Consider the following 14,555-nt stretch of genomic DNA (forward strand, 5'->3'; position numbering starts at 1 on the left):
GGCCTTAAATATATTCCCCGAACAGCTGATGCGCTTTATTCCAGTCTACGCCTAGCTCGCCCTTCCAGCCTGCCCATGGCATCTCCATATCGGAGCGTCCTTTCGTATTGCTTAGCTGGAGCCCGCCGTTCAAAACGTCCTCGATATTCGTCCAGGAGTCAGGAGCGAGGGGGAGAACCGTATTGGGCAGTATACCTACCCATGCGAGGGATTGCAAAATGCTGCGGCGCATCCCGGGCGTTCCTTTCAGAAGCTTCGCTGCGGTAAGGCGCTTCTCCAATTTGCCGGGTGTTTCACCCACTTCTGCTTCATCTATTAAGTGCAGCAGCTGGACGAATTTTTGCATATCCTCAGTGGTTGGAATAATTGGGCCCTGCGCAGTCAGCTCAGCTAACTCAGTTAAATGGGCGTAAGCGCCAACTGTTGAATCATAGGCATTACCCAAATGAATGGCGTAGCGAATATAGGCAATATGCTCGTACTGGTCACTGGTGAATCCGCAATATTTGCAGCACATGAAACGCTCTGCCTGCTCATAAGGATGCTCCTGCATATGGATCATTTGTTTATAGTTGATTAAAGAGGAGATGCCTGCTGGAAAGCTTCCACCCACACCAGCAACGAAAATACCAGCAATGCTGGCCCATGAAAATGATTCGGTGGATTGAAGCGCAATGAGCTTGCGGTTCAGCTCGTCATGGGTAAGCAGCTCGATTTTATTAGCTTCCCACTTATGATGTTCAAGCAGCTCGCGCTCGCTTGGCTCCAAAATATCCGTGTTATACAGGCTGATGCTGCGCTCACGATCGTATTTGGAATTGTTATATTTATACAGCTTTTTGAGCGCTTTCAGCAGTTTTTTATCCATTATGTAGACTCCTTGTCTATTAGAATTAAAGGTGAATGCTGTTCAAATATAAGATTAATAGCAACGCATGGCCAATGCAAATCGGGGAGGAACAATTGGTAGAATACGCTAATCGGATGGTACAATAGGAAGCAAGAGCAGAGTGAGTAGGAAGCAGGAATGGTAGAAGCTAATATGGCTTAAAAGCTAGTTATTATCGGCAAGGAGGATATGAATGATATGAATGAGGAGCTTATGGGACGACTAAAGGCGTTCCTTTATCGGGAGGATAATCTTTCTTTAGTGGGCATTGCTGCCAGCCAAGAGGAAATCGCAAGTGCGCAGCAGCGGCTGAATGTGAGCTTTCATGCAGACTATATTCATTTTATCCAGGCGTTTGGCGGTGCGTATGCAGGTCTAGCTGTACATGCGTTCTCCAACGGCTCCAGCATAGGAAAAGAAACGGTTGTCGATTTGACGCTGGATTTTCGAGCGCAATTTGAAGGCAGCCCATTTGCCGAGGTTTTGGAGAGCAGTTATGTCATATCGATGGATGGCTCAGGCGATCCTATTATCATTAATCCTGCTGGGCAGGTTCTCATCTGTTATCACGATAACGGGGAAATGAAGCCATTGGCAGACTCGTTTGAGGCGCTGATAGAGGATTGTTTTTTGGAGTGGTGAGGGGAAACGGATAGGAGAGGCGGAAGTCCAGTGGAGAAAAATGTTTCGGACGTATGGTTTGATTTTGCCATGCAATTTGTGGATAAGAAAAATCAGGCTGGCGGAGATTGGGGCTCCTTAACGGAGGCGGAGCAGGAAGTTGCAGCTTTATGGCTGCTGGAAGCCGATATGTATAACGGCGGGTTTCTGCAGTTTTTTTGCAACTGGGGATATGAAGCTTATTTGCACGCTGTTCGTGCCTTAAATTCCATTACAGCGCCAAAAGCGCTGGATATTCTCACAGGCTGCTATGCGGTGATCGATGCCTATAAGGATGATCCTCGATTAGAAGCCCTTTGGGACATTCCGAAGGTGCTGACAGAGGAGGAGAGCGATACGCTCGAAGAGCAGGATGAGCAGTTTTGGGAGGATGAGGACAAGCTGTCCGAGAAGGCTTATGCGCATTATTATCTTTTGTTACACTTGAAGCCTTAGATACGGAGGGAATAAATGGGGACGGATATTCATTGTTTCGTAGAGCAAAAAATGTATCGGTATGCGGGCCTAGATGATACAGGAATATGGATGTCAATTGATAAATGGACTAAAAGCCGTTGGGCCATTCTTTATCCGGAACGTAACGAAGAGGCGCCTTGGGTAGTCGAGATGGAGGATATGATTTTTAAAGATAGGAATTATTATCTCTTCGCCATTCTGGCTAATATTCGGAATTCTGAACAAATGCCTTTTATCAGTGAACCGCGCGGATTGCCTGACGATGTTAGTCCAGAAATTCGGCTTCAAATGAAATATGGTGAGTATCACAGCACTACTTGGTTTACCGCCAAAGAACTTTTAGAATACAATTGGAACCAAGTGTTTGAGTTTGAAGACGAAACGATGGACGGAAAAGTTTATATAGATACCGTAAATTATATGGAATGTAGCCGTGCTTTTTTGGATGTCGTCAACCATGTGGTTGGAAGGGAAGAGCCCTCAACTCTACGTTTGATTATTACGTTTGATTGTTAAATCCTTAAACTAACCCGTCAATTTGGTGCATGTACTGTCGGACTCCTTCGTGGCGAATTTGATACTCTACAAATGTGGAAGGGAGGGCAACTCAAGATGCTTGAGCATATGAACCTGGCATTGGCCTATATGGAGGAGCATTTGACGGAGGAGATTGATTTTAAAGAGGCGGCAAGGCGGGCGTTATGCTCGGAATATCATTTTAAGCGAATGTTCTCATTCCTTGCCGGGCTTACGATGTCAGAGTATATTCGCCGCAGGCGTCTAACGCTCGCTGCCTTTGAGCTGCAGCAAAGCCAGGTTAGAGTGATCGATGTTGCGATGAAATATGGCTATCAATCACCGGACGCATTTACGAAGGCGTTTCAGCTTTACCATGGGGTTACGCCATCCGAAGCAAGAAGCAGCGGTCCATCGTTAAAGGTTTGCCCTCGCATGACCTTCCAGCTAATCGTTAAAGGAGGGGTCGAAATGAATTATCGCATCGAGGAAAAAGCGGGTTTTCGCATCGTCGGCATTCACAAGCGAGTGCCCATCCAGTTTAACGGGGTAAATCCGGAAATCGCGGCGATGTGGCAAAGCTTGGATGAGCAAAAGATAGCTGCGCTCAAGCAGCTGTCCAATACCGAGCCCTATGGCATGATCAGCGGCTCGGCGAATTTCTCGGAAGGCCGGATGGAGGAGAAGGGCGAGCTGGACCATTATATTGGCGTGGCCACAACGCTCGCGTGTCCAAAGCCATTTTCACAAATTGAGGTTGCTGCATCATCCTGGGCTGTATTTGAAGCAGTCGGGCCATTCCCGGGTACGCTTCAAGAAATTTGGGGCCGGATTTATTCGGAGTGGTTCCCGTCTTCCAGCTATGAGCAAGTAGAGGGGCCGGAGATTTTGTGGAATGAGCATAAGGACATCACATCCGCGACGTTTAAAAGCGAGATATGGATACCGGTCAGGAAGCGAATGGAAGACAGTAGCGATTGACGCAGCATAAAAAGAAAGGGAAGCCGGAAGGAATCGTGCTTCCCTTTTTGCATTCATTGAAATTGCTGAATCAAGGTTATAGGCATGGCTTTCGGCAGCACGATGATTCGGACTATTTTCATTTGTGGCGGCATGAGCTATATTTGAGAGAATTAGAATGTAACGGTAAATGAGGGGTTTATCATCATTTTGAGAAAACAGATTCAGTTAAGTCATGTGATTTACTTGGTATTTTTTGTTTTGCTGCTCATTGCTGTGCGCTGGAGCTGGCAAAACCAGCTCACCGTAGAGAATCCGCCAACGGTAAAGCAAGGCGTGCTGGATTTGCGCGGTGTAGATTTGGATGAATCCAAGCCGTTCCCGCTGGACGGAGAGTGGTTATTTTATGCGGGGCAATGGGTTGGGGCGTCTAATGTTGAAAGCGCTGTTCAGGGACATCTGCTGCAGGTGCCGGGCAAATGGAATGCCGCCTTTGAGCATGCTGATCAAGAGGCATACGGATATGGAACGTATTATGTGCGTATTTTGCTCGATCGACCTTTAGTGGAGCCGTTTAGCGTGTGGTTTCAATCGATTTATACCGCTTCGGAGGTGGAGATTAACGGGGAGCTGCTAGCCAAGTTCGGCGAGCTTGCCGAGGGGCAGGAAGGACATGTTTCTGAAAATAAGTCATTCAAGGTGAGCTATGACGGTGAAAATCAAGTGGAGCTGGATTTGTTCGTTCGAGCCTCCAATTATGAAGCGCCGCTGAACGGCGGCATTATTCGTTCTGTACAGATTGGCACGGAAGAAGAGATTGACCAAATCTATACCTATTCCAGTGCTTTTCAGCTAATCGTCATTGTCATTTTCCTGCTTCATGCGTTATATGCGTTGATCATTTATTTGATTAATGTTCAGAAAACCGAATTTATTATGTTTTTTCTCATGATGATTGCATCGGCAATGACGGTTGCCGCCCATCACCATGGGCTTTTATTCCAGTTAATCCCTGCTGAATTTGTATGGACGTTGAAGCTGAAAGCTTATGCGTATGCATGGTTCTCTTTCTTTCTGCTCATGATGGGAAGGGCTTTTATTGGAGTTAACCGCAAAGGCCTGTTGTTTAATAGCTACGTCTGCCTACTCGCGGCGTATACGATTTTTGTCGCAATAGGTCCGCTAGAGCCGGTGCTTTATTCGATAGAATCGGGGCTATTCATGCTGCTGTATTACCTCCCTTTGTTCTGGACGACCTATTATTTTATGAAAATGGTGTTAAATCAGGCAGAAGGCGCATTGTTTCTGTTATTTTCCGTCGTATGTGTCATTAATAATATTTTGTGGGGAACGGTGTATTACGCCGGAACGTCGCAATATATGTTTTATCCGGTGGATTTAATTGCTGCAATTACGAGCTTCTCGGCCCATTGGTTTAAAAGATATTATCACAATTGGCATGAAAATGTTTCCCTCAACGCCCAATTGGCGGAGTCTAACCAGCTCAAGGATCGTTTTCTCGCCAATACGTCGCATGAGCTGCGCACGCCGCTGCACGGCATTATGAACATTGCCCAAAGCGTGCTGACAAGAAAAAAACATGTGCTGGATGAGCAGAGCCAGCGTGATATGGAGCTGCTTATTATGGTCAGCCGCCGAATGTCGCTCATGCTAGGGGACCTGCTCGACGTTGTCAGGCTGCAGGATAAAAGGATTCAAGTTCGCATGTCCGCGGTCAACATCCAGTCCGTTGCTGCTGGCGTGCTGGATATGCTGCGGTTTTTGACCGAGGGGACGAAGGTTAAGCTGCGGATGGACATAAAGGAAGATTTGCCGCGTGTTTATGCCGATGAAGAACGATTAGTGCAAATTATTATTAATTTGGTGCATAATGCGCTGAAGTACACCCAAGAGGGAAGCGTAGAGCTGGCTGCTGAGCTCGTAAACGGACAAGTATGGATACGTGTAACGGATACCGGAGTAGGTATGGATGAGGCGATGCAGAAGCGTGCTTTCAAGCGTTATGAGCAAGGAGCTTCTGGTGGCGGGGGCATTGGGCTCGGGCTAAGTATATGCAAGGACTTGGTCGAATTGCATGGCGGCGAGCTGTTCGTTCAATCCCAGCTAGGCAAGGGCAGTATGTTCAGCTTTAAATTGTCGGTGTTTGATGAGCGTGTGGAGGACGCCCTGCCTCGGCCGATGATTCATATGAAAAAGGAAGCAGAAACGCTTGCGTCTGTCGGCGCACAATTGTCAGCAGCTGCGGACGCCATGGCAGCCGCCCGTTATGATTTAACCGAAGTCGATCCGCCTGCTGCCAAGTCCGAAGGAAGTGCTGAACTTATTCGTGTGCTGGCTGTTGATGATGATCCCATCAATCTGAAGGTGCTGGTTCATATTTTGTCAGCAGATATGTACCATATTGAAATGGCGTTTTCCGCGCAGGAAGCATTAGAAAAGCTCCACCTAGAGCAGTGGGACCTCGTTATTGCAGACGTGATGATGCCTGGCATGTCAGGTTACGAGCTGACGCGATTAATTCGCGAGCGGTTTACGCTGTATGAGCTGCCGATTATTTTGCTGACCGCGCGCAGCGAGCCGGAAGATATTTATGCCGGCTTCGTGGCAGGAGCGAACGATTATGTCACCAAGCCCGTAGATGCACTTGAGCTGAGATATCGGGCGGGATCGCTTTCCTCGCTCAAGCAGGCGGTGAATGAACGGCTGAGCATGGAAGCTGCTTATTTGCAGGCGCAAATCCAGCCGCATTTTCTGTTTAATGCTTTGAACTCGATATTGGCGCTAAGCGAAATTGATGCGGACAAGATGAGAAACTTAGCAGAGGCGTTTACGTCATACCTGCGTATTAGCTTTGACTTTCTTACCGCTGGAAAGCTTGTACCGCTGTCACGGGAGCTTGAGCTGGTAGAAAACTATTTATTTATTGAGCAGCAGCGTTTTGGAGAGCGGCTTAAGGTGGAGTGGGAAGTACAGGCGGACGTTAATAAGGAAATGCCGATTCCTCCACTTACCATCCAGCCGTTAGTGGAAAATGCGGTCAGGCATGGACTGTTGAGCCGGCGCAATGGCGGGACGCTTACGATTCGGATTGAGAAAGAAGCCGATACTGTGGCTTTTTATGTGAGTGATACGGGGAGTGGCATGGATGAGGAGCAGCTTAGCAGGCTGCTAAGCCCGGCAGGCAGAGAAAATCGTGGGATTGGTCTGTTGAATACACATAGCCGATTGACTCGGCTTTACGGTCGAGGGCTGAATATTGAGAGCAAGGTTGGCGAGGGAACCGTTGTAGGGTTTGGGGTTAATAGACCGATATAAAGAGGTATGCATAATGTGATTGGCAGGGAACGTGCTGGCGTTCTAATATTGCAGGAATTGAGGGAACCGATTTGGACTGGAGAAAAATGCTTGGTACGTTGTTGACCTTTGTTGTTTTGTTGCTGCCCGGCAACACAGCGTATGCTGTATCATCGGAAAGCTATACGTGGAAGAATGTATCGATCGGGGGAGGAGGGTATGTGACAGGAATTGTGATTCATCCGTCTGAACCGGATCTGGTGTATATCCGCACTGACGTTGGCGGGGCATACCGTCTGGACCCTAATGATTCAAGCTGGATTCCGCTAATGGACGGACTGGGCCCGGAGCAAAGCAATTTGTATGGGATTGACGGTATTGCGCTTGATCCACAAAACCCTGATATCGTCTATGTAGCAGCTGGAAAAACAGGGAGTGCATCTCCAAGTGATATTCTGAAATCTACCGACCGCGGGAATACGTGGTCCAGAACAAATTTGAATAAGCGCAATGAGGCTAATGGCAATGTGGAGCGGGCCATGGGGGAGAGTATTGCAGTTCACCCCAATCTATCTAACATTGTGTATGCGGGTACCCGGTATGACGGGTTGTATAGAAGCCAGGATGCAGGACAAACCTGGTCCAAAGTAAATGAGGTTCCCGCCGGGACAAGTGGCAAAGGGATTCGCAGCCTGATCTTCGGGAGCGTTCCCGGGGCAACTAACCTGGAGACAGCACTCTATGTCGGTGTAATGGGAGTCGGGATTTATGAGACACAAGGCGAGGGCTCTATTTGGAATCTGATTCCGGGAAGCCCTACCCATCCGGCTCGTTTGGCCACAGGGCAGGATGGGTCGTTGTATGTGACCACGCCTAATAACGGAGTGCATAGGTATAAGGACGGAAGCTGGAGCAATATTACGCCTAATACAGCATATACGTCCTATTACGGCATTGATATTGATCCGCATAACGATAGCCATCTCCTGGCAGCGGTCAGGACAAGCGGAGGCCAGCTTCCGCTGTACCGTTCCATAGACAGGGGAGAGAGCTGGACGTTAGTGAACAAGGCTCAAACTTCCAAACCCGGTTGGTGGCAGCCCAATATGTTTTTTTCAGCCACTTCTACTGTCGCGTTTGACCCGCATCATGCCGGAACCGTTTATTCCGCTGACTGGTTTGGCGTCTACAGAACAAGAGACATTGGGACGTTGTGGACAAAATGGGAGACCTTATCCAAAGGCCATGAAGAGGTGGTTGCCCTCACAGGAGCTACGCCGCCAGACGGAGCGGCGCTATTCACCGGCGTAGCCGATGTTATTGGCTTTCGTCATATGGATGTGAATGTTTCACCTGCAACGAGGCTGGAGATGGGTTCGATGCGAGAGATGGTAAGTGTCGACTATCACGAAGCTAATCCACAATATGTGGCCTTTATCGGGAGTGATGACTGGTATGGAACGGTTACCCGCATGTTCGTTTCATCGGATAATGGACAAACACTGGAAGCCCGCCCCGTACCTGCGGGCTCTAAGCTGGGCAGACTTGCTTATTCGGCTACAGACCTCAATACGATCCTATGGTTTCCCCAATCCGGCAGTCCAGTGAGGACAACTGACAGGGGAGCTACATGGGAGGCCATGACGGGAGCGCCGACGGGAACGGTGGGCGGGAGTATGATATTTTCATACAATCATCCCGTAGCTGCTGATCGGGTGAACGGAAGCAAATTTTATGCCTATAAATCGGGCTATCTGCATGTGAGCTCGGACGCAGGACAAAGCTGGTCCATAGCTAACCAAACTCCGCTGCCAGGGGGAAGCCCTGTGAAGGTTGAGGCTGCTCCCGGAATGGAAGGCGTGCTCTGGATTAGCTTAGGAGCCAATGGCTTGTATGTCTCAGCCAATTCAGGAGCCTCTTTTACCAAGCTGGATCAGATTAAGGAAGCGAGATTGTTTGCATTCGGCAAAGCGGCCCCGGGACAGACACAGCCAGCAGCTTTTATATATGGAGAGGTCGGCGGGATGAAGGGCATATTCCGTTCGGATGACATGGGAAGCACATGGATACAGATTAATTCGCCGCAAATGCAAATCGGAAATGAGCCTCAGGTTATGGTGGCGGACCGTCAGGAATACGGAAAAGTCTATATTGGCACTAACGGGCGCGGCTTTATGGCCGGAACAAAGGATTAGGCTTGTGAGGCTGGGGGGGCGCTGGGCAAGCAACGGGGCAACATCGTTATTCCAAAATGATCGATCCCCAAGAATGAATAGACGGATTGTAATATGAAGTGCGACACATAAAAATGACCCAAGACAGATTCGTGTGTAGAATGAAGTTATCACACCACCCCTACACAAGAGAATCGGCCATGAGCTACAAACATCTTACCACAAGAGAGCGAAGTCAGCTAGAAGTGCTCTATCAATTGGAATGGTCCGCTAGAGCCAAGCGAGAAGCTTTTGGACATTGGGAACTGGATACGAGAGTAGTAAAAGCAATCAATAGGGTTGAAAGTCCACAATTGGGGTTTGGGGTATACAAAATAACGAAAGCAAGATAGTTTGAAACGGCGATCAGTGAGGCTATTCGAATCGGATATCGGCATTTTGATACTGCTAAAATTTATGGCAATGAGCAGAATTAGGAAGAGAGATTCAGAAAAGCGGGCTATCGCGCGAGGGATTTTTTATCACGTCTAAAGTGTGGAATACGGATCTTGGATATGAAGCGACCAAGAAGGCTTTTGAACAAACTTGTAAAAAGCTGAACGTAGATTACTGGGATATGTACTTAATTTATTTTGCCGCACCTGATTATTTGGAAACGTGGAGGGCTGCTAATCAATCCGATTGTCCTCACATATACAGCTGTATGAGGTATAGTACCGTTACAGCTCTATACTAAATAATAAACCAACGCAGCAGGCCACCGCGCAAACGGTGGCCTATTCGCGTAAGACAGGTAGCCCCAACGTTAGAGCACCATTACTCTTGCTTGCGGCTGCAGTCGATACTGTTTAGGACTGACGCCATAGGAGGCGCTGAAATGGCGCGTGAACGGGTGGATGGAGGGGTAGCCGAGCCGCTCAGCGATGGCTGTTACACTCAGCTCGGTTTCCAGCAAGAGATTGGAAGCGCGCCTCATCAGCAGCTTGTGATGGTAGGCTTTGGGCGTTAGACCAGTCTCACGCAGAAACAGGGCGTGGAAGTAGGTGCGCTGCAAGCCGCAAAATGTCCACCAGGTTTCAACCGGCTCGCGCTGCTCTGGATGGTCGTTCAAGTGAGCGAGCAAACGGACAATCCGGTAATCGGTTGGCTGATGGGTGTGAACCGTATTGTACCAGTTCAGCATCCACGCATAGAACAGACTATTGATCATCTCCGTCCGGTAAAACGCCGCGTTATGATAAAGCTTGGCGAGCATAACGAACGAATCATACAGCTCAGGATAGGGCTGCAGCGAATAGACGCGTGGCAAACGGTCCATCTCGTCACAAGGAAGGTTGCGTGAGGTTTCGTGCAGCTCAAACGGTTCGGGCGCATAAATAAAGGTTCGATTGACGGAAACCGGCTCCTTGTCATCCCATAGATCGGCATAGAGATTATAGGATTGCAGCGGCTGGCTGGGCGTAATATGAAAGGCATGGGGCTCATCCGGCTTCAGAAAAATAAGCGTTCTGCTGTCGAATGGGTAACGCACTCCGTTAATCTCCATCTCCCCTGGTCCGTCGGTAAATAAATGAAATGCATACACGCTGCAGACGCGGAGCTTCTCGTTGGAGCTGCCATCATATAAGTAATTCATGCAGTCGCCGACATAGGGGGTCATCTCGTTCAAAAGCTTCATGCGAGCACCTCGTTTTAGATTATAGCATCTGAAAATTAGCGGATGAATCGTCAAATTAATGGATGCCTGATCAAATACGAATATCTACATCAATGATACAATAACTTCAATGTTAAGCATAGCGCTATTGATATATGAGTGGATAAATTAACAACAGAAAACAACAGAAGCGATTAGGATCTACGCTTCGAGATATGAACCCGTCCAAGGAGGGAAGCTATTGCGATTTAACCAAAAGGTCGTACTGGTCACGGGCGGCGGCTCCGGTATCGGTGAGGCATGTGTGGAGATGTTCGCCGCTGAAGGGGCGCATGTTGTCATAGCAGATTTGAATGCTTCGGAGGCTCAGCGAGTGGCGGAAGGTCTGCTGCAAAAATATAGATTTTTGAAAGGGCTTCCAAAAATAGTGGTGCTCCAAGCCGATGTCTCGCAGGAGGAGTCCGTCACTTCGCTTTTGGAGGCCACGCTGCAAACGTATGGACAGCTGGATGTGCTCATCAATAACGCTGCTATCATCTGTCCGAAGCCCATAGAGGACATCGACGAACAGGCTTTCGACCGGATTTTTGCGGTTAATGTGAAGGGCGTCTATTTGATGATCAAGCACGCCATCCCACATTTGCGCAGCACGAAAGGCAATATTGTCAATCTGGCATCGCTCAATGGCCTAGTCGGTCAGCGGAACAATGCCGTATACGCCGCATCCAAGGGGGCGGTTATCGCTATGACCAAATCGCTGGCTCTTGATTTTGCCCCAAGCGGCGTCAGAATCAACTGCGTATGTCCGGCAGGCGTAATGACGCCGCTGCTGGAAGAGTGGGTGCAGCAGCAGGCCGATCCTGCCGCAGCGCAGCGCACTTTGGACGAGATGCACCCGCTCGGACGTCCGGCCCATTCTTCGGAGATTGCCCAGGCAGTACTCTATTTAGCATCAGAGCAAGCTTCCTTTATTACGGGTGTGGCGCTTCCGGTCGAAGGCGGCGCATCGCTAGGCTACTAACTGACATGGCAGGAGATGTGAAGATGAAAATTACAAAAGTAGAAACATTCGTGCTGCATGTGCCGATTGATCCGCCAATAACCGATGCGATTAACGTGGCGCAGCATTGGGGGCTGGCTGGCGTTCGGATTTTTACAGATGAAGGTTATGTTGGTTATGGCTACACAGGCACTTGTGCGCATGGTGACGATATGATCGTCGATACAATCGAGCGTTATTACGCTCCTGAGCTAATCGGCAAGGACCCTTTTATGGTGAAGGAAATATGGGATACGCTGCGTTACGGCAAAATGCATTGGATTGGCCGCGCGGGTATTGCCCATATGGCACTTGCGGCAGTAGATATTGCGCTTTGGGATATTATGGCGAAAGCCTCGAACAAACCGCTGTGGCAGTATCTTGGCGGGCATAAGTCAACGGGAATTAAAGCTTATAACACGAATGGCGGCTGGCTGAACTGGTCTTTGGAGCGTTTGCTGAAGGATGTAACGGACATTGTCGAGCAGGGCTTCACTGGGGTGAAAATTAAAGTGGGCAAGGCCGATCCGCATGAGGATTACGAGCGGGTGAAGGCGGTCCGTCAGGCCATTGGCGACAAAACTATTTTTATGATAGACGTAAACCAGCAATGGAATATCAACACGGCGATAACGTGGGGCAAAAAGCTGGAGCAATTCGACCTGTTCTGGCTGGAGGAGCCGCTTAACCCGGACGATATTATGGGCCACCGGAAGCTGGCCGATGCGCTCAATGTGCCGATCGCTCTTGGCGAGCATGTCTATTCCAAATATGCGTTCCGCGATTATATCCATCAGGGGGCGATTGAATATTGCCAGGTCGATGTGACCCGTGTCGCGGGCATTACGGAGTGGCTGCAGGTAGCGGGGCTTGCCGCATCCTATGATATCCCGATTTGTCCGCATGTGGGAGATATGGGGCAAATTCATCAGCATTTGGTCGCTGCGACATCTGGAGCGATCATGCTGGAGTATATTCCGTGGATCAGGACGATTTTTGTAGAGCCGGCTACGGTCAAAAATGGGTTTTATGTGCTGCCGGAGCTGCCGGGAGCTTCGACTGAAATCATTCCTCGTTATTTTGACCAATATCGCATCAGATAACCGAAAGGAGCAAAGCGATGAGACTGCATGGCAAAATAGCGCTGTTGACAGGAGCGGGCTCCGGCATCGGAAAAGTGACGGCAGAGCGGTTCGCGAGTGAAGGGGCTGCGGTTATCGTTAATGACATTGATGAAGCAAAGGGACGAGATACCGTCAAAGCGATTCAAGCTGCTGGAGGTGAGGCATTGTTCCTGCACGCTGACGTGACGGACGCACCTTCCGTGCGTTCCATGGTAGAGCAGGCGATAGCGGTATATGGCGTCATCGATATTTTATTCAATAACGCAGGGATTAGCGGGGTAGGGGCTATACATGAAATAGAACCTGAGGATTGGGACCGTGTCGTTCGGGTCAATCTGCGCGGCGTGTTCCTGCCCTCCAAATACGTGCTGCCCTATATGATGGAACGCAGAAGCGGCAATATCATTCATATGTCCTCCTGTATTGCGGAGATGGGCCTCGCGCGAAGAGCTTCCTATTCGGCTACCAAAGGGGCGGTGCTGTCACTCGCCAAATCGATGCAGGTCGATTATGCCAAATACAATATCCGGGTGAATGCTGTGCTGCCTGGAACGATCATGACGCCGTTTGTAGAGCAATATTTGAAAAGCTCCTACGAGGACCCGGATGCGGCAATTGCAGCCATCAAGCTGAGACAGCTTGGCGGACAATTGGGTAAGCCGGAGGATGTAGCGAGCGCGGTATTATTTCTGGCCTCTGATGAGTCTTCCTTCATGATGGGCTCTCCGCTGTATATCGATGGAGGCGTCGTCTTCGGCAAGGATGCATAATCGATGCGTAAACCATTTTGTTATAAAGGCGGTTGGATAAAATGAAGCTGGTAACGATTGATACGGACGGAATGTATCGTCTCGGTCTTAAGGTGAACGAGGGCATATTGGATATTCAAGCGGCACTGCGATGGCTGCCGGGCGCCGCTGTTCCAACCGATGTTATGCAGGTTATTGCGGGCGGTTCACAGGCGCTTGCGCAGCTGGAGTCTTACGCAAAGCGCGTCATGAAAGCGGCAGAGCAGCCGGGTGTGGCGTGTGGAGAAATTATTCTGGCTGAAGACGAGGTAAGATGGGGGCCTTGCGTCACCCGTCCGGGCAAAATCATTTGCGTTGGCTTGAATTATAGAAAGCATGCAGCGGAGACCAATGCGCGGGTTCCAGACTACCCCATTCTGTTCAACAAGTTTAACAACACGCTTACTGGTCATGGCAGGGATATTGCATTGCCGGAGCGGGTAACGACACAGGTCGATTATGAAGCGGAGCTTGTTATCGTCATCGGCCAAACGGCGAAATACATTAGCGAGGAAGAGGCGCCCCGGCATGTGTTCGGTTATTGCTGTGTCAATGATTTGTCGGCACGGGATCTTCAAATGCGGACGGCACAATGGCTGCTCGGCAAAAGCTGCGATGACTTCAGTCCCCTTGGTCCTTATCTGGTAACAGCCGATGAAATCCTGGACCCCAATGCGCTCGATATAAAGTGTACCGTCAATGGGGAGGTCAGGCAGCATTCCCATACGAGCGATATGATATTTTCCTGCGCCGAAATTGTAAGCTATATTTCACAGCATATGACGCTGTCGCCGGGCGATATTATTTTGACCGGAACGCCGGAGGGTGTTGTGCTCGGCCTGCCAGAGGAGCAGCGGGTTTACTTGCGCCATGGCGATACGGTAACGATTGAAATTGAAGGCTTAGGCAGCTTGACCAACCGATTTGTAAGCGAGGCTTAGCAGGGGCAGATCTTT

13 protein-coding genes are annotated in these 14,555 nt (G+C 49.4%); 11 read left to right on the plus strand and 2 right to left on the minus strand.

Annotation, left to right across the window (positions count from 1 at the left end):
- Positions 1–4 precede the first annotated feature (4 nt).
- A complete protein-coding gene (locus AC50X8_RS16565; RefSeq protein ID WP_056028330.1) occupies positions 5–868 on the minus strand; it encodes a hypothetical protein in 864 nt (287 codons plus the stop codon).
- A gap of 219 nt (positions 869–1,087) precedes the next feature.
- On the opposite strand from AC50X8_RS16565, the gene AC50X8_RS16570 reads away from it, so the two are divergent.
- The 7 genes from AC50X8_RS16570 (at position 1,088) to AC50X8_RS16600 (ending at position 9,727) form a co-directional block, all read left to right on the plus strand.
- Positions 1,088–1,531 (plus strand): SMI1/KNR4 family protein, encoded by a 444-nt coding sequence (locus tag AC50X8_RS16570; protein ID WP_494880442.1) that lies wholly within the window; start codon positions 1,088–1,090, stop codon positions 1,529–1,531.
- A 30-nt stretch (positions 1,532–1,561) separates the two neighbouring features.
- Positions 1,562–2,005: a DMP19 family protein gene (locus AC50X8_RS16575; protein WP_494880444.1), complete on the plus strand. Its 444-nt coding sequence runs from the start codon at positions 1,562–1,564 to the stop codon at positions 2,003–2,005.
- Positions 2,006–2,020: 15 nt separating this feature from the next.
- The gene (locus AC50X8_RS16580; RefSeq protein ID WP_494880446.1) at positions 2,021–2,542 is read left to right on the plus strand and encodes a hypothetical protein; all 522 of its coding nucleotides are present in this window, start codon (positions 2,021–2,023) and stop codon (positions 2,540–2,542) included.
- A gap of 96 nt (positions 2,543–2,638) precedes the next feature.
- Positions 2,639–3,523: an AraC family transcriptional regulator gene (locus AC50X8_RS16585; RefSeq protein WP_494880448.1), complete on the plus strand. Its 885-nt coding sequence runs from the start codon at positions 2,639–2,641 to the stop codon at positions 3,521–3,523.
- 189 nt (positions 3,524–3,712) lie between these two features.
- Positions 3,713–6,838: a hybrid sensor histidine kinase/response regulator gene (locus tag AC50X8_RS16590; RefSeq protein WP_494880450.1), complete on the plus strand. Its 3,126-nt coding sequence runs from the start codon at positions 3,713–3,715 to the stop codon at positions 6,836–6,838.
- 71 nt (positions 6,839–6,909) lie between these two features.
- Positions 6,910–9,012 (plus strand): WD40/YVTN/BNR-like repeat-containing protein, encoded by a 2,103-nt coding sequence (locus AC50X8_RS16595; protein WP_494880452.1) that lies wholly within the window; start codon positions 6,910–6,912, stop codon positions 9,010–9,012.
- 499 nt (positions 9,013–9,511) lie between these two features.
- Positions 9,512–9,727 (plus strand): hypothetical protein, encoded by a 216-nt coding sequence (locus AC50X8_RS16600; protein WP_494880483.1) that lies wholly within the window; start codon positions 9,512–9,514, stop codon positions 9,725–9,727.
- 69 nt (positions 9,728–9,796) lie between these two features.
- Here the strand turns inward: AC50X8_RS16600 and AC50X8_RS16605 are convergent, their stop codons facing one another.
- Positions 9,797–10,669: an AraC family transcriptional regulator gene (locus AC50X8_RS16605; RefSeq protein WP_494880454.1), complete on the minus strand. Its 873-nt coding sequence runs from the start codon at positions 10,667–10,669 to the stop codon at positions 9,797–9,799.
- Positions 10,670–10,889: 220 nt separating this feature from the next.
- Here AC50X8_RS16605 and AC50X8_RS16610 point away from each other — a divergent pair, with 220 nt between their 5' ends.
- The 4 genes from AC50X8_RS16610 to AC50X8_RS16625 are packed head-to-tail and all read left to right on the plus strand — an operon-like array spanning position 10,890 to position 14,540.
- Positions 10,890–11,669: an SDR family NAD(P)-dependent oxidoreductase gene (locus tag AC50X8_RS16610; RefSeq protein ID WP_494880457.1), complete on the plus strand. Its 780-nt coding sequence runs from the start codon at positions 10,890–10,892 to the stop codon at positions 11,667–11,669.
- Between the two features lie 23 nt (positions 11,670–11,692).
- On the plus strand, positions 11,693–12,790 hold the full coding sequence (locus AC50X8_RS16615; RefSeq protein ID WP_494864572.1) for a mandelate racemase/muconate lactonizing enzyme family protein: 1,098 nt from the start codon (positions 11,693–11,695) through the stop codon (positions 12,788–12,790).
- Positions 12,791–12,807: 17 nt separating this feature from the next.
- Positions 12,808–13,581 (plus strand): SDR family NAD(P)-dependent oxidoreductase, encoded by a 774-nt coding sequence (locus tag AC50X8_RS16620; protein ID WP_494864574.1) that lies wholly within the window; start codon positions 12,808–12,810, stop codon positions 13,579–13,581.
- Positions 13,582–13,622: 41 nt separating this feature from the next.
- Positions 13,623–14,540 (plus strand): fumarylacetoacetate hydrolase family protein, encoded by a 918-nt coding sequence (locus tag AC50X8_RS16625; protein WP_494880460.1) that lies wholly within the window; start codon positions 13,623–13,625, stop codon positions 14,538–14,540.
- Positions 14,541–14,555: the final 15 nt, after the last annotated feature.

The organism is Paenibacillus sp. JT22N15 (assembly GCF_059383755.1).

Excerpts from the sequence above, each read along its gene's own strand:
- AC50X8_RS16605 (WP_494880454.1), bottom strand. The coding sequence starts at position 10,669 with ATGAAGCTTTTGAACGAGATGACCCCCTATGTCGGCGACTGCATGAAT.
- AC50X8_RS16580 (WP_494880446.1), top strand. The coding sequence starts at position 2,021 with ATGGGGACGGATATTCATTGTTTCGTAGAGCAAAAAATGTATCGGTAT.
- AC50X8_RS16585 (WP_494880448.1), top strand. The coding sequence starts at position 2,639 with ATGCTTGAGCATATGAACCTGGCATTGGCCTATATGGAGGAGCATTTG.
- AC50X8_RS16625 (WP_494880460.1), top strand. The coding sequence starts at position 13,623 with ATGAAGCTGGTAACGATTGATACGGACGGAATGTATCGTCTCGGTCTT.
- AC50X8_RS16620 (WP_494864574.1), top strand. The coding sequence starts at position 12,808 with ATGAGACTGCATGGCAAAATAGCGCTGTTGACAGGAGCGGGCTCCGGC.
- AC50X8_RS16565 (WP_056028330.1), bottom strand. The coding sequence starts at position 868 with ATGGATAAAAAACTGCTGAAAGCGCTCAAAAAGCTGTATAAATATAAC.
- AC50X8_RS16570 (WP_494880442.1), top strand. The coding sequence starts at position 1,088 with ATGAATGAGGAGCTTATGGGACGACTAAAGGCGTTCCTTTATCGGGAG.
- AC50X8_RS16615 (WP_494864572.1), top strand. The coding sequence starts at position 11,693 with ATGAAAATTACAAAAGTAGAAACATTCGTGCTGCATGTGCCGATTGAT.